We start from the raw sequence: 22,098 nt of genomic DNA, 5'->3' as shown, positions 1-22,098 counted from the left end.
TGTCGCCGGGTTCACTCGAACGGGCGATGCCCGACACCCGTGGAGGTCTTGAAGGAATGGCCTGGAGCTAGAATCCGGCGACGCTGCCGTGCAGGTCGTATTGGTCGGAGCGCTCGATCTTCGCGGTGACGATCTCGCCAACCTTGAGCGGGCGGCGGCTGGTGAGATAGACGGCGCCGTCGATCTCGGGCGCGTCGGCCTTTGAACGGCCTTTTGCAACCGTCGGGCCGACCTCGTCGATGATCACCTGCTGGCGGGTGCCGACCTTGCGCTTCAGGCGCCGGGCCGAAATCTTCTGCTGCCGCGCCATCAGCGCATTCCAGCGCTCCTGCTTGACCTCGTCGGGCACGGCATTGCCGATCGCGTTCGATGTGGCACCGGCCACCGGCTCGTATTTGAAGCAGCCGAGGCGGTCGATCCCGGCCTCATCGAGCCAGTCGAGCAGATAGGCGAAATCGGCATCGGTCTCGCCGGGGAAACCGACAATGAAGGTCGAGCGCAGCGTCAGGTCCGGGCACTGCTCGCGCCATTTCTGGATCCGTGCCAGCGTCTTCTCCTGCGCGGCCGGCCGCTTCATCGCGCGCAGCACGTCCGGGCTCGCATGCTGGAAGGGGATGTCGAGATAGGGCAGCACCTTGCCCTCGGTCATCAGGCCGATCACCTCGTCGACATGCGGGTAGGGGTAGACGTATTGCAGCCGCACCCAGGCACCGAGCTCGCCGAGCTCTTTCGCGAGATCGAAGAATTTGGCGCGGACGCTGCGATCCTGCCACGGGCTCTCGGCGTATTTCAGGTCGACGCCATAGGCCGAGGTGTCCTGCGAGATCACGAGCAATTCCTTGACGCCGGCCTTCACCAGCTTCTCGGCCTCGCGCAGCACGTCATTGGCCGGCCGCGACACCAAATCGCCGCGCAGCTTCGGGATGATGCAGAAGCTGCAGCGGTTGTTGCAGCCTTCGGAAATCTTCAGATAGGCGTAGTGCCGCGGCGTCAGCTTGACGCCCTGCGGCGGCACCAGGTCGATATGCGGATTGTGCGCCGGCGGCAGCGCGCGGTGCACGGCATCCAGCACGCTCTCATATTGCTGCGGCCCCGTGATCGAGAGCACGCCGGGATAGGCACTCTCGATCTGCTCCGGCTCGGCGCCCATGCAGCCGGTGACGATGACCTTGCCGTTCTCGGCCATGGCCTCGCCGATCGCGGCCAGCGATTCCTGCTTGGCGCTGTCGAGGAAGCCGCAAGTGTTGACGATGACGATGTCGGCGCCATCATGCTTGCGCGCGAGTTCATAGCCTTCCGCGCGCAGCCGGGTGATGATGCGCTCGGAATCGACCAGCGCCTTGGGGCACCCCAAGGACACAAAGCTCACTTTCGGCGCGGCCGCCTCTTGCATATCTACCCAAATCTGCCTGATTGATGGGCAGGAGCTAGTCCCAATTGCCGAGAATTACAACCCTTTCCAGGGGCTTCCGGCATGTTATGGATGGCTTTGCCGGGTCCTTAAGAGTCGTCGATGAGCGCTGAGTCGTCTCCCAAGATCGTCATAGTCGACGAGAGCCCGATCCGCGCAGCCATCCTTGAGGAGGGGCTGCGGGAGGCCGGCTATACCGACGTCGTCCATATCAGCGAGATGCAGAGCCTGCTCTCGCGGATCTACGCGCTCGACCCCGATATCATCGTCATCGACCTTGAGAACCCCAGCCGCGACGTGCTGGAACAGATGTTCCAGGTCAGCCGGGCCGTGCGCCGGCCGATCGCGATGTTCGTCGACCAGAGTGACGCCGCCTCGATCCAGGCGTCGGTGGAGGCGGGCGTCTCGGCCTATATCGTCGACGGCCTCAAAAAAGAACGCATGAAGCCGATCCTCGATCTCTGCGTCTCCCGCTTCAATGCCTTCTCCAAGCTGCAGGACGAGCTCGACCGGACCAAGCATGCGCTGGAGGAGCGCAAGGTGATCGACCGCGCCAAGGGCATCCTGATGAAGGTGAAGGGGCTGACCGAGGAGGAGGCCTATGTGCTGATGCGCTCGACCGCGATGCGCGAGAAGAAGAAGATCGGGGAGATCGCGCAATCGATCCTGACGGCGTCGGAGCTGCTGAAATGACCACACCCTTGCGCATCGGATTCATTCCGCTGGTGGACGCTGCCGCGCTGATCGTAGCTGTCGACAAGGGTTTTGCCGCGGCCGAAGGCCTCGACGTCACGCTGGTGCGCGAAGTGTCGTGGTCGAACGTCCGCGACAAGCTCAATATCGGCCAGTTCGACGCCGCCCATCTGCTGGCGCCGGTCGCGATTGCCTCAAGCCTCGGGCTCGGCCACGTCAAGGTGCCGATCGCGGCACCCTTCAATCTCGGGCTCAACGGCAACGCCATCACGGTTTCGCCGGCGCTGCACGCAGCGCTGATGGACGAGATCGACGGCGACCGCTTCGACCCGATGGCGACCTCGCAGGCGCTTGCCCGCGTGGTGGCGAAGCGGCGCAAGAGCGGGGCGGAGCCGTTGACCTTCGGCATGACCTTCCCGTTCTCGACCCACAATTATCAGCTGCGGTTCTGGATGGCGGCCGGCGGCGTCGATCCCGACGAGGACGTTCAGCTCGTGGTGCTGCCGCCACCCTACATGGTGGACAGTCTCGCCAACGGCCATGTCGATGCATTCTGCGTCGGCGCGCCCTGGAATTCGGTCGCGGTCGATCTCGGCATCGGCCATATCCTGCACTTCGTCTCCGACATCCTGCTCAGTGCGGTCGAGAAGGTGCTGGCGGTCCGCCAGGCCTGGTCGGAGAAGCATCCCGACGCCGTGGCGTCGCTGGTGCGCGCGCATCTGCGCGCCGCGGAATTCATCGAGCGGCCCGAGAACCGATCCGAGGTGGCGCGTATCCTCGCCCAGCCGGAGCGGATCGGCGTCGACGCCAGCGTCATCCAGCGCACGTTCGATGGCCGGCTGAAGATCGCGCCTGATGGCACCATGCGCGAGAGCAACCGCTACCTCCTGGTCGGGCGCGAAGCGGCTGCGCGGCCCGATCCGGCACAGGCAGCCTGGCTCTATGCCCAGATGGTCCGCTGGGGCCAGACGCCATTCAAGCCGGAGGCGCTGAAGGCTGCCATGGCGGTGTTCCGGCCCGATCTCTACGACGCCGCATCGGGCCGGCCGGTCGGCGCCTCCAATGCTATCGGCGCGTTCGCCGGTCCGCCCTTCGATCCCGCTGACGTTCTGGGGCATCTGGCGGCCTTCAGGATCGGGCGCTGGAAGCCCTGAGCGCGACGCAGCGGCCGCTTCCACCGGGACGTGCACAGCCGGTGCGTTTTGTTGCTGGGACAAGGATGAGCAACAGACGCGGCAGCGGCCGCGCCTCAACTATCCACCTCCGGCTACTTTGCATGGGGTTGTTTTCGAGATTTTCGGTTATTGCGGGACTGGCGCAGGTTCCCGACGCCTCGAACTGCAACGAATAAGATTCTCGAGCCAGCGCGCGAGAAAGAATATTCCACTCGGAACCCAGTTCCCCGAGGTGGCGGCATCGCTATTTTCGCCGCCCGCTTGAATCGCGGAGCGAACGCTATTCCATATGCCCGAGAATGGGGCGTTGGAGATCGACCATGCGCGAGCTATCGGCGGAAGCCCGCCTGCACTTTTACGCGCGACAAGTTTCAAGGAAGTCCGGAAGCGGAATTCATACCGCGGCGCTCTACAGCGCCTTTGCGGTGATCGCGGCCATCGTGTTCGGCACGCTGTCCGTCCATCCGTTCTGACGTCTTCAGAAAATTCAAAAGCCGCCGTCTGATGTCCTCAAGCGGCGGCTTTGTGTTGGCGGGATGCTGATCGTTCAGTATCCGGAGCCGTATCCATATCCGTAGCCGTAACCGCCGCCACCGCCGCAGGTGTTGCAGGTCGGCTGCACCGGCGCGTAGTAGGAATACCCCGGCGAGACCATCTGGGTGCGCTCCTGGGTGGCGTATTGCGGCGCGATGCGCTCATAGGCGACGCCCTCCGGCGCGACCATCACCGTCCTCGGCACCATCACGGTACGATACTGCGCCGGCGTGCGATGCGCGATCACGCGGCCCGGCGATACCATCACGGTTTCCTGCACCGTGCGATATTGCGGCGGCACGCTCTGCACCTGGTAGCAGGTCGTGCAGGGCTGGGGCGGCGGCGTGTAGCAGCTGGAGCAGCCGGCGGATGCTGCGCTGGTGAAGGCGGCCGTGGCAACCGCGGCAATTGCGAGGGAGAGGCTGGTGCGGAACATGCTTTCATACCCAATTTTCCTGAGAGGACAATCAAAGGCTCGGAAGCTGCACCTAGGAGCCCGTCCAGATATGTTTTCGTGACGGGCATTTGTTGTAGAGTAGCAGGCTCAGGCTGCGTTTGCGAGGTTGAACAGCTTGAGGAGGTTATGGACGGTGCAGATCATTGTCCACTCGGCGCGCACTTTCTCGATGCCCCGCAACAGGAACTGGCGGAAGCCTCTTGCCTGTTTGATCTGCCCGAACACCGGCTCCACCACTTGCTTTCGCAATCGGTAGGGTGTTTCGAAGCCGCCATCGTCGATCTTCTTTCGCATGGCCTGTGTCAGCGGGCCGCCGACTTTTCCGTTCGCTACTGTCGGGTGCTTGGCGCGTCCGGGCGCGACATAGCCATCGATGCTGCGTGTGTCGAGCGCTTCGAGATTGGCTTCGCTGCAGTAGCCGGAATCCGCTGAGGCCTGCCGCGGCTTGCGGCCAAGATTGCTCTCGATGGCCTCGATCAGGGGCACCAACTGGCCCTGATCGCTGCCGTGCTGGGTCAGTTCTTGCGCGACAATGATCTGGGCATGTGCATCGACGGCCGCCTGGGCATTATAGGCCTGAACGAAGCCATCCTTCGACTTCATGATGCGGCTTTCCGGATCGGTGAAGTTGCGTTGCGCCTTGGGATTGGGTTCCTCCGATGGCAGCGCCGCCGGTTTGCCCGGCTTCTTGCGGCCTTCGGCCTGGCGCTGCTGTTCCTTTTCGGCCTCGATGCGGCGCTCTTCCTCCGCCGCCAGTTTGGCGTCCGCTTCCAGCGCCGCCATCGCTTGCTGGATCTTCGCCAGCCGTTTCTGCTTGTCGACGGTCCAGTCCGGCAGTTCGTCGCTGTTGCCGAAAGTCTCATCCTCCGAGGCATCCGCCGCCTCGGCGGCCGCCAGCATGCGAGCGACCTCGGCCTTCAATTCCGCCTCGCGCTTCTTCATGCGCTCATAACTCATCGCCTTGTGTTTCGACGCGTTCGCCTTGATCTTCGTACCATCCAGCGCGACATGACCGAGCTTGACCAGCCCGGCCGTCTCGCACAACTTCAGAACCTGCACGAATAGCGCGCCGAGCGCCTTCAAATGTCGCTTGCGAAAGTCGCTGATCGTCCGAAAATCCGGCGCATCCAGCGCCACGATCATCACAAAATCGTTCCGCTCCCGGCAGGCCTTGGCAATCCGACGCGACGAATACAGCCCACTCGCATAGCTATGCAGCAGCAGCGCCACCATCATCCGCGGATCAAACGGCGGCTGCCCAAGCCCGCTCACATAGCTGCCCATGATCTCCCTGAGATCGAGGCTCTCCCGCACCAGATCAACCATAAACCGCGAGACATGGCCTTTCGGCACGAAGTCCTGCACATTCGGCGGCAGAAGCAGCGTCTGATCGATGTTCCAAGGCCGAAAATACTTGCTCATCGCCCAATGTTGAATCAGACCCGACCAGATTTGAACAGCGACTATCCAGACAAGCTCCTAGCAATCAAACGGCAAGTTTGGGTTTAAGAAGACTCTTAACGGAATCTAAAAGGGCCAGCGCGACAGCCGGCCCCCTTGTCAGTCGATGCGTTGGTGGCTCAGTGCGCGGTCTTGAACGGCGCAACCGTGATGCCGGCCTTGCTCAGCGCCTCGCGCAGGCCGCGCGCGATCTCGACGGCGCCATGTGTGTCGCCATGGATGCAGACGGTATCGGTCTGCATCTTGATCACCTTGCCGGTGACCGACACGACGGCGCCATCCTGCACCATCCGCACCACGCGCTCGGCGATCGCCTTGGGATCGTGCAGCACCGCGCCGGGCTTCTTGCGCGACACCAGATTGCCGTCGTCCTCATAGGCGCGGTCGGCGAACACCTCATGCGCCATCCTGAGATTGGCGGCTTCGCCGGCGCGCACCAGCTTCGAGTTCGCAAGCACCACGAAGATGAGATTGGGGTCGACCGCCTTGATCGCATTGGCGATCGCCCTTGCGGTCATGTCGTCCTCGCAGGCGACATTAGAAATCGCGCCATGTGCCTTCACATGGGTGACCTTGTGGCCGGCCGCGGTCGCGATCGCCTGCAAGGCGCCGATCTGGTAGGCGATGAGGTTCTCGATCTCCGAGGATGTCAGTCCCGGCATCGGGCGGCGGCCGAAGCCGTGCAGGTCGCGATAGCCGGGATGGGCGCCGACGCTGACGCCGCGCGCCTTCGCCAGCTCGACTGTCTTGCGCATGATGTCGGCATCGCCGGCATGGAAGCCGCAGGCGACGTTGACCGAGGTCGCAAGCTCGATCATCGCGGCATCATTGCCCATTTCCCAGGGCCCAAAGCTTTCGCCGAGATCGCAATTGAGGTCGATGGTTGAGGTCATGACAACAGATCCCTTGTTGTTGGTTTGATTTTACGGGACGGCGACCTGCCACGTCGCGGCGTCGATGGCGCTGACTGCGTGGCCCGCGACGTTAGCATCTCTCAGTGCCTCGATGTTGAGGCCAAAGTCTTCGATGCCGCGGAGACGGTTGGGCAGGGACCGCAGCAGCTGATGGAACTTGATCGCCTCAGCCTGCGCTTCCGCCATCGTCACCGCCTTGAAGCGGAACGGCCGGCCGGCCGAGATCTGCGCGAAGCGGCCGAAATCGGCCGTGATCACGGTTGCGATCTTCGGATAGCCGCCGCTGGTGCCGCGGTCCGGCATCAGCACGATCGGCTGGCCGTTGCCGGGCACCTGGATGCTGCCGTTCACGGTGCCGTCGGAGACGATGTTGTGGCCGTCGAGGTGTTTTATCACCGGGCCTTCGAGGCGGTAGCCCATCCGGTCGCTGGTCGCCGAGATCTTCCACTCGCTGTCGGTGAACAGCTTCTTGTTTTCTTCGGCGAACTCGTCGTCCTGCGGGCCGAACACGATGCGGATCGGCGCATCGGTGGCGGCCGGCAATTCGATGCGGCGTTCGGCGGCGCCGCTGGCAGCCTGCGTCTTCAGCTCGTCGCCGCTCTGCAGCGGCCGCGGGTACGGACTGCCGAGCCCGGCGCGGGCGTTGACGGCGAGGCTGCCGAACATCGGCTCGCCCTCGATGCCGTGCTCGATCGCGAGATAGCTGAACGAGCCGCCGCGTGCGAACCCGAGAGTGAGCGTCTCGCCCTCGGCGAGGGTGGCCGTACCGTCGAAGGCAACCGCGCGGCCGCCGATATCCGCATTGCGCGGCGCGCCGGCGAGCCCGACGCGCACGGCGCCGCCACGCGCGGTGAAGGCCGCGCCGAACGGGCCGATCTCGACGGCGGCGGCGAGCAGATCATTGCCAACCAGCGTGTTGGAGGCGGCAAGCGAAAGCCGGTCCATCGCGCCGCTCGGCGTCAGGCCGTAACGCTGCGAGCCCGGACGCCCGCCGTCCTGCACCGAGCTTGCCGGGCCGATCGAGCTGACGACGAGCTTGCTCATGGCGTCACCAGTTCTGCGACGAACTCGCCGGCCTCGGCGGCGCGATCCTGTTCGGCAAAGGTCTTGGCATCGACCGCCGCGAAGGTGATGGCATCGCCCGGCTCCAGCAGGAAGGTCGGATCGCGATGCAATTGATAGGTGCGCACGGGGGTGCGGCCGAGCAGGTGCCAGCCACTCGGGCCGGCCAGGCACTGCACGCCGGTCTGGATGCCGCCGATCGAGATGGTGCCGGCCGGGGTCAGCAGCCGCGGGTCCTTGCGCCGGGGCATGTGCAGGAATTTCTCCAGCCCGCTGAGATAGGACCAGCCCGGCGTGAAACCGATCATCGCGACGCGATAATCGCCGGCGACATGGCGCGCGACGATCTGGTCCGGCGTGGTCTGGAGCGCCTTCGCCACATCCTCGAGATCGATGCCGTGCTCGCCGCCATAGGTGACCGGGATGCGCCAGCGTCGCGTTCCGGTTTCGCTCGGCGGCGCCTTGGCGGCGCGCGCGAGCAGTTGCTCGCCGAGCACATCGAAGGTGATCTGCACGGGATCGTAATGCACCAGCAGCGAGCGGTAGGTCGGCACGGTTTCGGTGATGCCTGTGATCGGCTCGGCTGCAATCAGGCGGTCGAGCGCGAGTACCCGCCGGTTGGCGGCGTCGTCGATGGTGCGGCTGAATTCCACCGTGATGGCGCTGTCGCCACTCGGCAAAAGGCGGGGAGGAGCTAGCGTTTCGGCCATTGGATCAAACGGACTCGTTGGCCATCAAGCTAGCGTGTTTTGCAGCGAAACGGAATTCGTCTCGTGCAAAAAGATACAGCAACTTCAATAAATTAATCGGCATGCCGGCGATAAGTTTCGATGATCGCAGCATTTTCGCGCAGCCCTTGACGCAACGCCTTTGCCCGGCAACATGCGCCGGTCTTTTCCTCCCATCGGAGCAACCTTTCCAGATGTCACTGTCCGCCGAAGCGATCGCGACGCTGTCGCACGTGTCCACCGCCACCATCACCACCGTGCTGCTCAAGAAGGGCCTGCGCAACATCTGGATGCGCGGCACCAAGCCGCTGAAGCCGGGGCAGAAGCGGCTTGTCGGACCCGCCTTCACGCTGCGCTTCGTGCCGGCCCGCGAGGATCTGGCGACGCCGGAATCCTGGTCGTCGCCGATCTCGACCCGTACCGCGATTGAGGCGATGCCTTCGGGCTGCATTGCCGTGATCGATGCGATGGGCATCACCGACGCCGGCGTTTTCGGCGATATCCTCTGCGCGCGCATGGTCAAGCGCGGGGTGACGGCGCTGATCACCGACGGCGTGGTGCGCGACGTCGAGGGCGTGCTCGGCACCGGCCTGCCGGTGTGGTGCGACGGCTACGCCGCTCCACCGTCGGTCGCAGCCTGACCTTCGTCGGCTGGGGTGAACCGATCGCCTGTGGCGGCGTTGCCGTGTTTCCGAACGACGTGGTGGTGGCCGACCAGGACGGCGCGGTGCTGATCCCCCAAGCCTTCCTCGATCATGTACTGGCCGAAGGGCCGGAGCAGGAGCGGATGGAAGCCTGGATCGTCAACGAGGTGAACAATGGCGCGCAACTGCCGGGCCTTTATCCGATGATATGCCGAGACCAAGGCGCGCTACGCCGCAAGCAAGAAATAACTTCAAGAGAGGGAGGTAACCCCATGGATATCCACGTTTCCGGCTCGCGGCCGACCCGCCGCGCGCCGAAGGAGAACTTCACCGGCAGCGTGCTGCAGGACCCGATCAATATGGCGCCCGCCCCGGCGCGGCTGAACGCCTCGCGCGTGTCGTTCGAGCCCGGTGCACGCACGGCTTGGCACACCCATCCGCTCGGACAGACGCTCTACGTGATATCAGGCATCGGCCGCGTGCAGGCCAAGGGCGGCCCGATCAGGGAAATCCGCCCCGGCGACGTCGTCTGGATCCCGCCGAACGAGAAGCACTGGCATGGCGCGTCCCCCGGCAACAGCATGACCCACATCGCCATGCAGGAGGCGCTCGACGGTGTGTTTTCGACCTGGATGGAGCACGTCACCGACGAGGAATACAACGGCCAGGTCGGCTGAGACGTCGCAGCCAGCCAAGAAAAAAGCCCCGCTCATGAAGCGGGGCTTTTGCTCTTCCAATGGAGGCGATCAATTCACCCGCGTCCAGGTCTGGCCGCCGCAGAACATGCCGCCGAACGCGCAACCCTGGACGCGCAATGTATCGGAGCTCTTCATCGCGATGGTGGAATCGTAGGTGCTGCCGCTGCTGGGATCGAAGATGCGGCCGCTCCACTTGTCCTTGCCGGGCTTCATGTTGATCAGAATCTGTTCGCCGTTGACGTTCGACTTCTTGTCGACGGCGTAGCCGCAGAGATTGGCGCCGCATTGCTCGATGCGGACCTTGCCTTCCTTCTCTTCAGTCAGCCAGACGCCGAGTGGATTCGATGCCGGCTTGGGAGCGGCCGGAGGCTGCACGACGGCACCGACCGTCGGCGCCGTGGCGGGCCTTGTCGCCGGCGCAGCGCTTTGTTGCACAACTGGCGGCGCGGGTGGCGGAGGTGCGGTCGCCGCAGCAGCCGGAGGCGGCGTGGCCGCGACGCTGGTGCTGGCTGGCGCTGTCGGCGTCGCTGGCGTAGGCGCTGCCCGGGCCGTGGCCTGATCAACGGCAGCCGGAGCGGCCGCTGCAGCCGCAGGCGGCGCGCCGGGCGCGGGCTGGGGATTTGTCGTGGGAGCTGTCTTGGCGTCAGTCTTGGCTTCGGTCGAAGCCGGCTTGCGCTTCTGCCCGGTGTCCTCGCCCTTGGCGCGCTTGGTGCGGCGGGGGGTATTGTCGTAGACGCCGGGGATCGAAACCGTTCCGCGATCCGGATCGATCCGGATGGTGCGGCCGTCATAGTCGAAGGTGTATTGCGCCTGCGCGGCCGCCGTGCCCGCCAGCAACAGCGTGGCGATCGCGAGAAGCTTCCTCATCTCGACCTCCAGTGCAGGAATTCCGTCCCGAGGCTACCTGACAAAGCTACGTAGGGACCGCCTCGTTGAACGTGACCAAATCACGCCCAAGATATGAGTCGTAGCCTCACGGCTTTGGTTCAAATGCCTGGATTGCAGTCTGGTTTCAGACCGAGCGCGTCAATTCATGCACGCGTTTGCCGCACGCTATTCAAACCACGCAGCATAGATTTTCGCGTAGCTGCCATCCTCGCGCGCGATATGAAGCCACTGGTCGACGAACGCTTTCAAGGCGACGTCGCGCTGCATCCAGTAGGCCTTCTCCGCGAAGTCGAACGGCTTGTCGGGGTGCACGGCGCAGAGCACGCCGGGATGCAGCTTCTGCTGATAGCGCGTCTCGGACGCATCGGTCATCATCAGGTCGGCGTCGCCCTTGGCGATCTCGTCGAAGATTCTTGTATTGTCGTTGAAGACGCGGATCTCGGCGGTCTTCACATTGGCGCGGGCAAAGCGCTCATTGGTGCCGCCGGGATTGACGATGACGCGGGTGCCCGGCTTGTCGATCTCGGCGATCGTCTCGAACTTGTCCTTGTCCGCACACCGCGCGATCGGGGTCTTACCCTCGCGCATGATCGGGGTAGAGAACAGGCCCTTCTTCTGCCGGTCGAAGGTGATGGAGACGCCGCCCATCGCGATGTCGAAACTGTCGGCCTCGAAATCCATCATCATCTGCGGCCACGATGTCGGCACGAACTCGACCTTGACGCCGAGCGCCTTGCCGAGCGATTGCGCCATGTCGACGTCGAAGCCGCGGAACGCCTTCGTCTCCTTGTCGAGCGCCGTGAAGGGCAGGTAGTCGCCGGTCATGCCGACACGCAAGGTGCCGCGCTTGACGATCTCGTCGAGCCGCGACGGCGCCTGCTGCGCATGCGCGGCAGACAGGAGCAAAGCGAGAGCGAGGCCGGCAAGCGCGCGAAACATCTGATGTCTCCGTCAATTCCCATGACATGTCGTTGCGGAGCATTTAGACCAGATGGGACGATCGAGCCAGCATAGCGGGTACAAAAGTGACCATCTCGCTCCATGAAGCATCCGTCGGCGTCTATGTGCCGTATCTGCGCAGTCTTTCCGCGCTGCTCGATCATGCGGAGGCCCACGCCAGGGCTCGCAACATCGATCCTGACGTGCTGCTGGCGATGCGGCTTTCGCCTGATATGTACAGCCTTCGCCAGCAAGTCGGAGAGGCGAACCGGCACGTCGTCCTGAGCTGCGCGTTGCTGGCGGGCTGCGCGCCGCCGGCCTTCGCTGAGGCGGAGCCCGATATCGCCGAGCTGAAAGCACGGATTGCGGCCACGATCGATTTTGCGCAAAGCCTGCCGCAGGCGGTGATCGAGGCCGCCGACGACAAGGACGTCGTCTTCACATTCCGGAGCGGCGCGACCAGGCCGTTCACGGGCAAATCCCTGATTCTGACCTTCAGCGTTCCGCAGTTCTTCTTCCACGTCGCAACGGCCTACGACATCCTGCGCCACGCCGGTGTCGATCTCGCGAAGAAGGACTTTCTGGGACCACCAAGGCCGCCGCAGGGCTAGGTGGTGTGGACTCTAAGGATTCCCTTTTAGGAGCAAATCAGATTCAAGGCTGCTTTTGGGGAGGCCGCCTTGGGTGTGATGGACCGTTTGGTATTGAGCGACGCGGCGTGGGAGCGGATAGCGCCGCTGATCATAGGGCGCCCCGATCAGAAGGGCTCCACCGGGCGCTTCCGGAGGTGTTTGGGGACTGGAACAGCGTGTTCCGGCGCTTCAGTCGATGGAGCATCAAGGGTGTTTGGTGGCGGATCTTCGAGGCGATGTCCGATGATCCGGACTTCGAATATCTGATCGTCGATTCCACCATCGTTCGGGCGCATCAGCACGCCGCCGGCGCCAAAAAGGGGGGTCTGAAGATCAAGCGGAAGATCAAGCGATCGGCCGCTCGCGCGGCGGCCTGAGCACCAAGATACATATGGCCGTTCAAGGCTTGGGATGTCCGGTGCGGTTCACGCTCACCGCAGGTCAGAAGGGCGATGCACCGCAAGCCGCCGCATTGATCGAAGGCTTATCCGCCGAGGTCGTCATGGCCGATACGGCCTATGACGCCGATCACTTGCGCCAAGCCATCGCCGCCAAAGGCGCGCTCGCCGTGATCCCCAACAACCCGTCACGCGCGCTCAAATATCCACTCGACAAGCATTTCTATGCCCAGCGTCATCTCGTCGAATGCTGCTTCTCAAAGCTCAAGCAGTTCCGCCGCGTTGCAACCCGCTTCGAAAAGACCGCCCGAAATTACCTGGCCGTCGTCACTCTCGCAGCCATCGTTCTATGGATGCGCTAGTGTCCACACCACCTAGCCCTCGTTGCTGTTCTTGCTCGCCCGAAGCGCGGTCGCGCTACGGCTGATCATCTCGTGCTTGAAATGCTCAAAGCGCCGCCGCGCTTCGGCCTCGCGTTCGTCGACGAACTTGATCGCGGCGTCGCTGTCCATCGGGCCGTTGACGTGAGGGCTCGATCCTTCGCCGACGGTCTCGTCGACATAGTAGCGGCCGTCGTCCTCGCGCACCGTCCAGCGGAAGCGCAGCGCGGCCATCGGGCCTGGGCCGGACTTTGAATAGCCGTTGGCCTCAATTGGGTGGGGCGGCGGTCGGACGGGCTCCGGCTCGCTCGGCACGGGTTCGACTGACTCTGCTTCGACTGACTTCGGTTCGACTGACTCTGGTTCGACCGGCTCAGGCTGCTCGATCGGCGGCGGCTCGACGGGCGCGACCTCGACGGCTTCGATGGAGACGACTCCGATGGTCGATGGCAGAGGCGGTGGCATCGCCACGGAGACCGGCGGCTCCTCGACGGGCTCGGCTGCCTTGTCCGCAGTCTTGTCCGCCGACTTGTCGGCTGCTTTGGCCGTCTCGGGAGGCGTCGTCGTCTGATCGAGAATGCTCGCGATTGCGGCGAGCGCATTGTCGGTCGGGTCGCTCACGGTTCGGTCTCCCAGGCATGACGCCGGCGGAATCGTGCCGACGCCCTTCCTATCTACCTGATCTGGCTACCCTTTGTCAGCCTGGAGCTTCGGCTCTGATTGAATCAGAGCCGAAGCTCCAGGGCTCTTTATCTGACGCGTTTTCTTGACGCGAACCGGGACCCACTTCGCTCGAAAACGCTATTAGGCCGAGACCGGCGGGCGGCGGTCCTTCCAGGGACGGACCTGTTCGAGCTGGCCGGCCAGCCGGAACAGCAGACCTTCCTGGCCGAGCTTGGCCGCGAACATCATGCCGAGCGGCAATCCGGTCTTGTTCCAGGCCAGCGGCACCGACATCGCCGGCTGCCCGGACATGTTGAACATCGAGGTCCCCGGCATGTAGCGGCGCAAGACCGGTGCAATGTGGGTCAGATCCTCGGACATCGTGTTCAGTTCGCCGAGGCGGAGCGGTGGCGCGCACAAGGTCGGGCTGAGGAAGATGTCGCAGCCCTCGAAGAAGGTCGCAAGCGCGCGCGAGATCTGGAATGCCGCAAGCTGCGCGGCGACGTAGTCGACCGGTGTCAGCTTGACCGAATTCTCGGCGCTCGCCAGCGTCAGCCGCTCGACGTCGTCGGAGGTCAGCTTGCGCCCGACGCGCTGCTCGAGCAGGCGGATCGTCAGCGCCGTATTGCCGCCGACGATCGTCGTCATGGTCGCTGCCGGATCGGCCGCAAGCGGCGGCGCGCGCTCTTCGACATGATGGCCGAGGCCCGCCAGCAGCTTGGCAATGTCGCGGACCGCCGCGGCGATCTCGGGATCGATGGCGTCGCCATAGGGCGACTTGTCGGTGAAGCTGATGCGCAAATGGCCGGGATCGCGGCCAACCTCCTGGGAGAACGGCCGTTCCGGCGGCGGCGCGACGTAGAGGCTCGACGGCTCCGGGCCATGGATCGCATCCATCATGACCGCGCTGTCGCGGACGCTGATGCTGAGCACGTGACCAACGGAAAAGCCGCCCCAGCCTTCGCCGCGATCGGGACCACACGGGTTGCGGGCACGCGTCGGCTTCACGCCGAACACGCCGGAGGCGGAAGCGGGAATCCGGATCGAGCCGCCGCCGTCGCTGGCATGTGCGACGGGCAGGATGCGGGCGGCGACCGCAGCCCCCGCGCCGCCGGACGATCCGCCGGAGGAGTGGTCGAGATTCCAGGGATTGCGGGTCGGGCCGAACAGGCGGGATTCCGTCGTCGGCATCAGGCCGAACTCGGGGCTCGCGCTCTTGCCGAAGATCGTGAGGCCGGCGTCGAGGAAGCGCTGGGCCAGCGTGCCGTTGTGATCGGCAACAAAGCCCTTCAGCAGGCTTGCGCCCGACGTGGTACGCGTGCCCTCGAGCAGGTCGAGGTCCTTCAGCAGGAACGGTACGCCGGTGAAGGGGCCGTCAGGCAATCCCTTGGCAATCTGGCGTTCGGCGTAGTCGTAATGCTTGACGACGACCGCGTTGATCTTCGGATCGACGGCGGCCGTGCGCGCGCCGGCCTCGTCGAGCAGCTCCTTTGCCGTCACGTCCTTGTTGCGGACGAGCTCGGCCAGACCGACCGCATCGTAGTTGCCGAATTCCTTGAAAGCCATGTGGGTACTCCGCATCGCCGGGCCGATCGCAAGGATCAGCCGCGGCGCAAGAGGAAGGCTGAACGGTCAGCCGAGGACGTCCTGGTTGATCACATTCTGGCGCAGCGGATTGCCGTCCAGCACGCTCAGGATATTGCGCGCGGTCTGCTCGCTCATGCGATCGACGGCCTCGACGGTGACGCCGGCAACATGCGGCGCCATGATCACGTTCGGCAAAGCGTGCAGGGGCTGGCCGACCGGTGGCGGTTCGACCTCGAACACGTCGAGGCCCGCGCCGGCGATCTTGCCCGATACCAGCGCGTCGTGCAGCGCCTTCTCATCGACGATGCCGCCGCGGGCGGTGTTGATGAGATAGGCGGTCGGCTTCATCAGCCTGATCCGCGCCGCGTTGAACATGCCGACGGTCTCGGGCGATTTAGGGCAGTGGATCGTGACGAAATCCGCCCGCGGCAATGCCGCCTCTAAGCTCGGCACCGCCTCGCAGCCGGCCGCCGTGATCTCGCTGGCGGGCTTGTAGGGATCGTAGACCAGCACGTTCATTTCCATCGCAAGGCAGCGCTTGGCGGTGCGGGTGCCGATGCGGCCGAAGCCCACGATCAGGGCCGTCTTGCCGTAGAGATCGAACGGTAGCACGCCGAGCCGGCTCGCCCAGGTACCGTCCTTGACCATCGCGTGCATTTCGTTCGCGCGCTTGGCCAGCGTCAGCATCATGAACAATGCCTGTTCGGCGACGGAGGGCGAGTTCGCGGTGCCTGCGACCATCAGCGGCACCTTGCGGCGGGAAAGTGCCGGCACGTCGACGGCGTCGTAACCGACGCCGATCCGGGTCACCACCATCATCCCCTTGGAGGCTTCCAGCTCTGCCTCGCCGAACCGGGTGGCGCCGAGCGCCACGCCATGGACCGGTGCATGCTGCTCCAGCATGGACTGGAAGTCCTTGGCCGAGATCAGGTTGGGAAATTCGATCAGTTCGACGTCGTCCCGCTCGTTGAGGAGCACCCGTGCCCCCGGCGACAGAGTCTGGGTGATAAAAATCTTCTTCTTGTTGGTGGCCATTTCCTGCCCTTGAGGTTTCTTGTACGCCGTCAAAGGACGGCGCCGGTCACCTCATTTAGCAAATGCATATTGTTGAGGTCCACAGCCAATCGGAGCGGGCTGCCATCCTGCGCGCCGGCGTTGGGATTGACCCGGCCGCAGAGCTGGGAGCCTTCGAGCGTGAAATAGACCAGCGTCTCCATCCCCATCGGCTCGGTGACGTCGAGCACCGCATCGAACGGCTCGATACCGGGCTCGGCATGCGGGCGGGCCTCCATGACATGCTCGGGCCGGAGGCCCAGCAACAGCTTGTCGGTGCGGGAAAGCGCCTGGTAGCGGGCGGCGCGCGCCGGCGGCAGCGGGAAGGTGAGGCGATCGGTCAGCCGCACGTTGAGCTTGCCGCCGACATCCTCGAGCCGGCACGGCACGAAGTTCATCGCGGGCGAGCCGATGAAGCTTGCGACGAACTTGGTCGCCGGCTTGTGATAGAGCTCGTTGGGCGTGCCGATCTGCTCGATCCTGCCGTGGTTCATCACCACCACGCGGTCGGCCAGCGTCATCGCCTCGACCTGATCGTGGGTGACGTAGACGGTGGTGGTGCGGACCTTCTGGTGCACCTTCTTGATCTCGATCCGCATCTGCACGCGCAGCTTGGCGTCGAGGTTGGACAGCGGCTCGTCGAACAGGAACACTTTCGGGTTGCGCACGATCGCGCGTCCCATCGCGACGCGCTGGCGCTGACCGCCGGAAAGCTGCTTCGGCTTGCGGTCGATCAGGTCGGTGATGTCGAGCATGCGGGCGGCTTCGGTGACCCGGCTCTTGATCTCGGCCTTGGGATAGTGCTTCAGCCGCAGCCCGAACGACATGTTTTCGGCGACCGTCATGTGCGGATACAGCGCGTAGTTCTGGAACACCATCGCGATGTCGCGGTCCTTCGGCGGCACATCGTTGACGACGTCGCCGCCGATCATGATGTCGCCGTCGGAGATGTCCTCGAGGCCGGCGATCATCCGCAAGGTCGTCGACTTGCCGCAGCCGCTTGGGCCCACCAGCACCACGAACTCATGGTCGGCGATATCGAGGTCGATGCCGCGCACCGCCTCGACCTCGTCGTAACGCTTCACCACCTTACGCAAACTGACGTCAGCCATGAGTCCTACCTTTGTCGCGTTCAACCCTTTGTCGCACCGGCGGTCAGGCCGGCAATGTAGTAGTCCATCAGGAAGGCATAGATGATCAGCGGCGGCGCGGCGCCGAGCAGGGCGCCGGTCATGATCTGTCCCCAGTTGAAGACGTCGCCCTTGATCAGGGTTGTGATGATGCCGACCGGCAGCACGAGCTGATCGGTCGAGGTCGTGAACACCAGCGGATAGAGGAACTGGGCCCACGACACGGTGAAGGCAAAGATCGTCGCCGCGATCAGGCCGGGCAGTGCGACCGGGATGAAGATCCGCGTCAACGTCTGGAACCAGCTCGCGCCATCGATGATCGCAGCCTCGTCGAGCTCCTTCGGGATCGAGGCGAAATAGCCGATCATGATCCAGGTGCAGAACGGTACCGTCAGCGTTGGATAGATGAACAGCAGCACGTACCAACGATTGATGAGCTGGATGCCGGTCCCGTCGCCGATCACGGCGAACATCTTGAACAGCGGGATGAACAGCAGGCTGTCCGGAATGAGATAGGTCAGGAACACCCCGGTCGCGAGCGTCGCCGAGCCCCAGAATTTCATTCGCGCCAGGGCGAATGCCGCCGGCACGCTGATCAGCATCGTGATGGTGACCACAATGATCGAGACCCACGCCGAATTCCAGAAGAAGCGGAGGAACTGGTTCGAGGTCAGCAACTCAGCGTAGTTGGAGAGCGTCGGATGATATACCCACCACGGGTTGGTCGCCGCGGAAATCTCCGCACTGCTCTTCAGCGAGGTGATCAGCATGTAGAGCGGCGGCACCAGCGAGAAGATCGCAAACAGCGTGAGAAAGAAGTAGGACCAGCGCAGCGCCCAGGTCCGATCGCGGCTCATGCTGCTGTATTTGACCTTGCGGGTCGGTCCGGACTTGTCGATCGTCACCGTGCTCATCAGGATTCGTTCCCGCGTTTGGTGATGTCGCGCAGGATGAAGATCGCCGCGACCGCGAGGATCGGCACCATGAACAGCGAGACGCTGGCGCCGAGCGGAATGTCACTGCCCTCGATGCCGACGCGGAACGCCCAGGTCGCAAAGATGTGGGTGTGGTCGAGCGGCCCGCCGGCGGTCAGGATGCGCACGATGTCGAAATTGGCGAAGGTTACGATCAGCGAGAACAGCGTCGTGATCGCGATGATGTTGCGCATCATCGGCAAGGTCACGTACCAGATGCGCTGCCACCAATTGGCGCCGTCGATCGCGGCCGCCTCATAGAGCTGCTCGGGCACCGATTTCAACGCCGCCAGATACATGATCATGAAGAACGGCGCGCCGTACCAGACGTTGACCAGGATCACCGAGAAGCGCGCCCACATGGCGTCGCCGGTCCACGGGATCGGCCCGATGCCGAAGAAGGAGAGCGTGTAATTGAAGGCACTGTAGGACGGATCGAACAGCCACAGCCAGGCCAGCGTGCTCATGGCCGGCGGGATCACCCATGGCACCAGCAGCATGCCGCGCCACTTGCGCTGCTTATTGGCCGGCACGTTGTGCACGAAATGCGCGACGATGAAGCCGATCAGCGCTTTGAAGACCACCGCCGAGATCGCGAAAATGCAGGATTGCTTGACCACCAGCCAGAAGGTCTCGCGCTTGAACAGGAACTCGAAGTTGCCAAGGCCGACGAACTTGGTCATCGCCTTGTTCAGCGTCGCCAGATGCAGCGAGTAGATGGCCGGGTAGAGCACGAGAATCGCGATCAGAAGGATCAGCGGCAGCGTCATCAGGAACGCGGCCATCGACTTGCGCCGAAGCGCGTTGCGCAGACCGGTGCGCCGGCGCCCTGCCTGGGCTGCGGCTGTGCGGTTGGATTGGAATGCGACGTCAACCATAACGCAGGTCCCTCGCGCGGGTTGGTTGCACGGCTCGCCGGTTCGGCGGTCGGGATGTGAAGACGAGACCTCGCGCGGCCGGCACTACGGGCGGTCGCGCGAAAGCCCGCTTGTCGTCAGCTTCGCATGAAGCCTTCACACTCGCCCTCGGCCCAGGCGAGCGTCTTTTCCATGCTTTCACCCTGGTAGTAGCGCAGGCACATCTTGGTCAGGGTGGCCTGGAAGTAGATCTGCTGCGCGACCTTGGGCGGCGCAGGCGAGGCCGCCATCGACAGCGTCTGGTGTTTGAAGGGGTTCGGGTAGTGGTAGAGCGTGCCCTTGGGCGGCCCTACCTCTTCCCAGACCTTCAACGTCGTGAGCTTTTCGTAGGCCGGCAGGTCGTAGCCGCCGCTCGCGACCACCATCTTCTCGATCGATGCCGGTTGCGACAGATGGGACAGCAGGCTCTTGGCCGCTTCCTTGTTCTTCGAGAACGACCAGATCGACCAGAAGAACGGCAGATAGGGCGCGAACCGTCCCTTGGGCCCGGCCGGGAAGCCGTGGGTCCAGCATTGCTCCGCGACTTGCGGGGCATCGCGCTTGGCGACCGCCCACGCGCTCGGCGGGTTCATGATCATCGCGCCCTTGCCCGCGACCAGCCATTTGTTGTTGGAGGCATCGTCCCATGCGGAGACGTCGGGCGGCAGGAAAGCGAGCAGCTTCTTGTAGAACTCAAGCGATTGGCGCACCGCGTCGGTCTTGACGGTGAGGTTGCCCTTGGCGTCGACCAGTTGCGCGCCGAACGAGTTGAAGATCGCGCCGGCGGTGTCGACATTGTCGCTGGTTTCGCCGAGACCGATGCCGAACGGGAAGCCGGCCTTGTGGCAGGCTTCGGCCGCCTTGAGGAACGTATCGAGGGTCCAGTTGTCCGCCTTCGGCGGGCTTCCGGCCGGATACATCTCCTGGACGTCGATGTTGGCGTGCTTCTTCATCAGATCGATGCGCGAGCAGGGGCCCTTGATCTGGCTGCCGACGCTGGCAGGAACACCGAGCCATTTGCCGTCCGCCTGGCCGAGATATTTCACCGTGCCGTTGACGTCGCCGTTCAGCTTGATGAGCGGGTCCATGATGTCGTTGACCGGCTCGAGCAGCTCGGCATTGGCCTGTGGCCACCAGGTCGGCATCTGGAAGATATCGTGACCGGATTTCGCCTGCGCCTCGGCGGCGATGGTGACGATGTTCTTGTTGCCCTGGCTGGTGATGTAGTCGATCTGGACCTCCACCTTTTCCTTGGCGGCCCATTCATTGACCAGCTCGGTGGAGGCACTGTTCGCGCCCGGCACCCAGTGATCCCAGAAGCCCATCGAGAGCTTTCCGGCTGCGTAGGCGCCACGCACGTAGGGGGCTGTAATGAGCGCCGCCGATGACAGCGCTGTCGCTGCAACGAATTCTCGGCGCGAAAGCTTCTTCCGTGACATGGCATTCCCTCCCTGGTAGCCAACGGACAAAAGACTTTTTGAATCCCGATGTTCTTTTTTGTGCGTCGCGTTCGCGCGACATCGCGGGATTTCGTTGCACCAATCAGAACAGAATTGCCGGCCGCTGTCGAGAAACGTAATGCCTGTGCCACGTAGAACTAACGTTGTGGTCAAATCGCAGGCAGTGTCGTCAGCCTCACTGCAATTTCCGGCGGTTTGCTGCACGCCTTGCGATCATGTTGCGACGCACGCACGAGTTGCCGCTTATACATTCGCGGACGGTGCGCCGTTGCGCCGCAGGTTTCCGGTCAAGCCTGATCGAGCCGTGTTCCGTCATGTTGATGCCCCGCGCGAGCAATAGACTTGCCGAAGCTGGAAACGATAATGTCCGGATTCGTCGAACCTACCCCCGCATCAGTTCTGTATTCCACCATCGATCACGGAGACCCGATCATGCTCAACCCGGTAGCGAAGCTGCGAGCACAATGGCGATTGTGCGCCGCGGTTGGGGCCGCCACCGTCATGCTGCTTGCGGTGCCTCGTATCGTCGATGCGCAGATCGTGCAGGGCGTCGAGAAGGGCGCGCGCGAGGGCAACAAGGCCGCCGGACCGGTTGGCGGCGTTCTGGGCGGCGCGATCGGCGGGGTCGTCGGGGTGGTGACCGGCGTGACCGGGGTGTTCACCGGCAACAATGCCAACAACCCCAGCCCCAATGCTGGCGGCGGCAAGAATGCACAGGCTCCGGCCCCCAGTGACAAGCAGGGCGCCAAGGGCACCAAATCGGCCAAGGCCGCCGCCAAGGACAAGGGCGCGAAACAGCAGACGGCCGTGCTAACCCAGGATGGGGCGCCGCAGCTCACGGCTGAGCAGATGGTCGCCAACAGCGACGCCAACATCGAGCGGATCAAGAAGGAGCTGAATCTGACGCCGGAGCAGGAGAAACACTGGTCCGGTTTCAACAGCGCGATGCACTATCTCGGCCACAACGGCGCCGATCGCCTCAACCTGCGCATTGCGCGCGCGCAGCGCGATCCGCCTGACGACATCATCGAGCAGATGCGCAATGAGGCCCAGTTCCTCAACGACCGCGCGGTCGATCAGCGCGGCGTCGCCGACGCCGCGGAGCCGCTCTTTGCGAGCCTTGACGACAAGCAGAAACAGATCTTCATCAACGAAATGGTCCGCCTCAGCCACGAACGCGGGCTCGACTAAAGGATCCATCGTCGGCGAAGTGGGGACGAATAGCCGGGCCACCAAGCCCTGGGGTAGGTTAAAGGCGCAGCACCCGGCTATTCTGCCGCAGCGGCGCGGCCCGGTTAATTCGTCATTCAATGTTGAAGAA

Annotated in this window: 21 protein-coding genes and 2 pseudogenes; 8 read left to right on the top strand and 15 right to left on the bottom strand. The window is 63.9% G+C overall.

Annotated features, from left to right (window positions below; translation table 11 throughout):
- Positions 1-67 precede the first annotated feature (67 nt).
- Positions 68-1,393, bottom strand: a complete 1,326-nt coding sequence (gene rimO, locus HAP54_RS37265) for a 30S ribosomal protein S12 methylthiotransferase RimO (RefSeq protein ID WP_166295595.1) — start codon at positions 1,391-1,393, stop codon at positions 68-70.
- Between the two features lie 120 nt (positions 1,394-1,513).
- Between rimO and HAP54_RS37260 the strand changes: the two genes are divergently transcribed.
- The 3 genes from HAP54_RS37260 (at position 1,514) to HAP54_RS37250 (ending at position 3,752) form a co-directional block, all read left to right on the top strand.
- Positions 1,514-2,104: an ANTAR domain-containing response regulator gene (locus HAP54_RS37260; protein WP_029081869.1), complete on the top strand. Its 591-nt coding sequence runs from the start codon at positions 1,514-1,516 to the stop codon at positions 2,102-2,104.
- Entirely contained in the window at positions 2,101-3,258 is a 1,158-nt protein-coding gene (locus HAP54_RS37255; RefSeq protein WP_166295592.1) for a CmpA/NrtA family ABC transporter substrate-binding protein, read from the top strand. The genes HAP54_RS37260 and HAP54_RS37255 overlap by 4 nt, the downstream gene beginning before the upstream one ends.
- A gap of 341 nt (positions 3,259-3,599) precedes the next feature.
- Positions 3,600-3,752 carry a hypothetical protein gene (locus HAP54_RS37250; RefSeq protein ID WP_165123581.1) on the top strand — a complete coding sequence of 51 codons (153 nt, stop codon included), beginning with the start codon at positions 3,600-3,602 and terminating at the stop codon, positions 3,750-3,752.
- A 74-nt stretch (positions 3,753-3,826) separates the two neighbouring features.
- Here the strand turns inward: HAP54_RS37250 and HAP54_RS37245 are convergent, their stop codons facing one another.
- From HAP54_RS37245 to pxpB, 5 genes are all read right to left on the bottom strand, one after another.
- On the bottom strand, positions 3,827-4,249 hold the full coding sequence (locus HAP54_RS37245; protein WP_166295589.1) for a hypothetical protein: 423 nt from the start codon (positions 4,247-4,249) through the stop codon (positions 3,827-3,829).
- Positions 4,250-4,357: 108 nt separating this feature from the next.
- Positions 4,358-5,692, bottom strand: coding sequence for an IS1182 family transposase (locus HAP54_RS37240; RefSeq protein WP_166202952.1), 1,335 nt, complete (start codon positions 5,690-5,692; stop codon positions 4,358-4,360).
- 158 nt (positions 5,693-5,850) lie between these two features.
- A complete protein-coding gene (locus HAP54_RS37235) occupies positions 5,851-6,624 on the bottom strand; it encodes a LamB/YcsF family protein (protein ID WP_166295586.1) in 774 nt (257 codons plus the stop codon).
- A 30-nt stretch (positions 6,625-6,654) separates the two neighbouring features.
- On the bottom strand, positions 6,655-7,689 hold the full coding sequence (locus HAP54_RS37230; RefSeq protein ID WP_166295583.1) for a biotin-dependent carboxyltransferase family protein: 1,035 nt from the start codon (positions 7,687-7,689) through the stop codon (positions 6,655-6,657).
- Positions 7,686-8,417 (bottom strand): 5-oxoprolinase subunit PxpB, encoded by a 732-nt coding sequence (gene pxpB, locus HAP54_RS37225; protein ID WP_166295580.1) that lies wholly within the window; start codon positions 8,415-8,417, stop codon positions 7,686-7,688. The genes HAP54_RS37230 and pxpB overlap by 4 nt, the downstream gene beginning before the upstream one ends.
- A gap of 212 nt (positions 8,418-8,629) precedes the next feature.
- Here pxpB and HAP54_RS37220 point away from each other — a divergent pair.
- Positions 8,630-9,328: pseudogene (locus tag HAP54_RS37220) on the top strand (ribonuclease activity regulator RraA).
- Positions 9,329-9,351: 23 nt separating this feature from the next.
- Positions 9,352-9,756, top strand: a complete 405-nt coding sequence (locus tag HAP54_RS37215; protein ID WP_166295564.1) for a (R)-mandelonitrile lyase — start codon at positions 9,352-9,354, stop codon at positions 9,754-9,756.
- Between the two features lie 69 nt (positions 9,757-9,825).
- On the opposite strand, the gene HAP54_RS37210 is transcribed toward HAP54_RS37215, so the two are convergent.
- Positions 9,826-10,644 (bottom strand): DUF2147 domain-containing protein, encoded by an 819-nt coding sequence (locus HAP54_RS37210; protein WP_166295562.1) that lies wholly within the window; start codon positions 10,642-10,644, stop codon positions 9,826-9,828.
- A gap of 186 nt (positions 10,645-10,830) precedes the next feature.
- The gene (locus HAP54_RS37205) at positions 10,831-11,604 is read right to left on the bottom strand and encodes a transporter substrate-binding domain-containing protein (RefSeq protein ID WP_166295559.1); all 774 of its coding nucleotides are present in this window, start codon (positions 11,602-11,604) and stop codon (positions 10,831-10,833) included.
- A gap of 86 nt (positions 11,605-11,690) precedes the next feature.
- Here HAP54_RS37205 and HAP54_RS37200 point away from each other — a divergent pair, with 86 nt between their 5' ends.
- The gene (locus HAP54_RS37200) at positions 11,691-12,215 is read left to right on the top strand and encodes a DUF1993 domain-containing protein (RefSeq protein WP_166295556.1); all 525 of its coding nucleotides are present in this window, start codon (positions 11,691-11,693) and stop codon (positions 12,213-12,215) included.
- A gap of 69 nt (positions 12,216-12,284) precedes the next feature.
- A pseudogene (locus HAP54_RS37195) lies at positions 12,285-12,996 on the top strand (IS5 family transposase).
- Between the two features lie 12 nt (positions 12,997-13,008).
- Here HAP54_RS37195 and HAP54_RS37190 read toward each other — a convergent pair.
- The 7 genes from HAP54_RS37190 to HAP54_RS37160 all read right to left on the bottom strand — a co-directional run bounded on the left by HAP54_RS37190 (position 13,009) and on the right by HAP54_RS37160 (position 20,756).
- Positions 13,009-13,635 carry a hypothetical protein gene (locus HAP54_RS37190; protein ID WP_166295553.1) on the bottom strand — a complete coding sequence of 209 codons (627 nt, stop codon included), beginning with the start codon at positions 13,633-13,635 and terminating at the stop codon, positions 13,009-13,011.
- Positions 13,636-13,818: 183 nt separating this feature from the next.
- The gene (locus tag HAP54_RS37185) at positions 13,819-15,243 is read right to left on the bottom strand and encodes an amidase (protein ID WP_166295550.1); all 1,425 of its coding nucleotides are present in this window, start codon (positions 15,241-15,243) and stop codon (positions 13,819-13,821) included.
- Between the two features lie 66 nt (positions 15,244-15,309).
- Positions 15,310-16,299 (bottom strand): hydroxyacid dehydrogenase, encoded by a 990-nt coding sequence (locus HAP54_RS37180; protein ID WP_166295547.1) that lies wholly within the window; start codon positions 16,297-16,299, stop codon positions 15,310-15,312.
- Between the two features lie 29 nt (positions 16,300-16,328).
- A complete protein-coding gene (locus tag HAP54_RS37175) occupies positions 16,329-17,429 on the bottom strand; it encodes an ABC transporter ATP-binding protein (protein WP_166295544.1) in 1,101 nt (366 codons plus the stop codon).
- A 20-nt stretch (positions 17,430-17,449) separates the two neighbouring features.
- Positions 17,450-18,361, bottom strand: a complete 912-nt coding sequence (locus HAP54_RS37170; RefSeq protein ID WP_166295541.1) for a carbohydrate ABC transporter permease — start codon at positions 18,359-18,361, stop codon at positions 17,450-17,452.
- Positions 18,361-19,299, bottom strand: a complete 939-nt coding sequence (locus HAP54_RS37165) for a carbohydrate ABC transporter permease (protein ID WP_166205019.1) — start codon at positions 19,297-19,299, stop codon at positions 18,361-18,363. The genes HAP54_RS37170 and HAP54_RS37165 overlap by 1 nt, the downstream gene beginning before the upstream one ends.
- A 116-nt stretch (positions 19,300-19,415) precedes the next feature.
- Positions 19,416-20,756 (bottom strand): ABC transporter substrate-binding protein, encoded by a 1,341-nt coding sequence (locus HAP54_RS37160; RefSeq protein WP_166295539.1) that lies wholly within the window; start codon positions 20,754-20,756, stop codon positions 19,416-19,418.
- Between the two features lie 453 nt (positions 20,757-21,209).
- Here HAP54_RS37160 and HAP54_RS37155 point away from each other — a divergent pair, with 453 nt between their 5' ends.
- Complete coding sequence (locus tag HAP54_RS37155; RefSeq protein WP_175619570.1) at positions 21,210-21,968, top strand: Spy/CpxP family protein refolding chaperone; 759 nt, start codon at positions 21,210-21,212, stop codon at positions 21,966-21,968.
- Positions 21,969-22,098 lie beyond the last annotated feature (130 nt).

Source organism: Bradyrhizobium sp. 2S1, assembly GCF_011516625.5.
In the GTDB taxonomy this organism is placed as follows: domain Bacteria; phylum Pseudomonadota; class Alphaproteobacteria; order Rhizobiales; family Xanthobacteraceae; genus Bradyrhizobium; species Bradyrhizobium septentrionale.
Note: the sequence above shows the minus strand (reverse complement) of the source record. Positions and strands in the feature narration are given on the sequence as shown.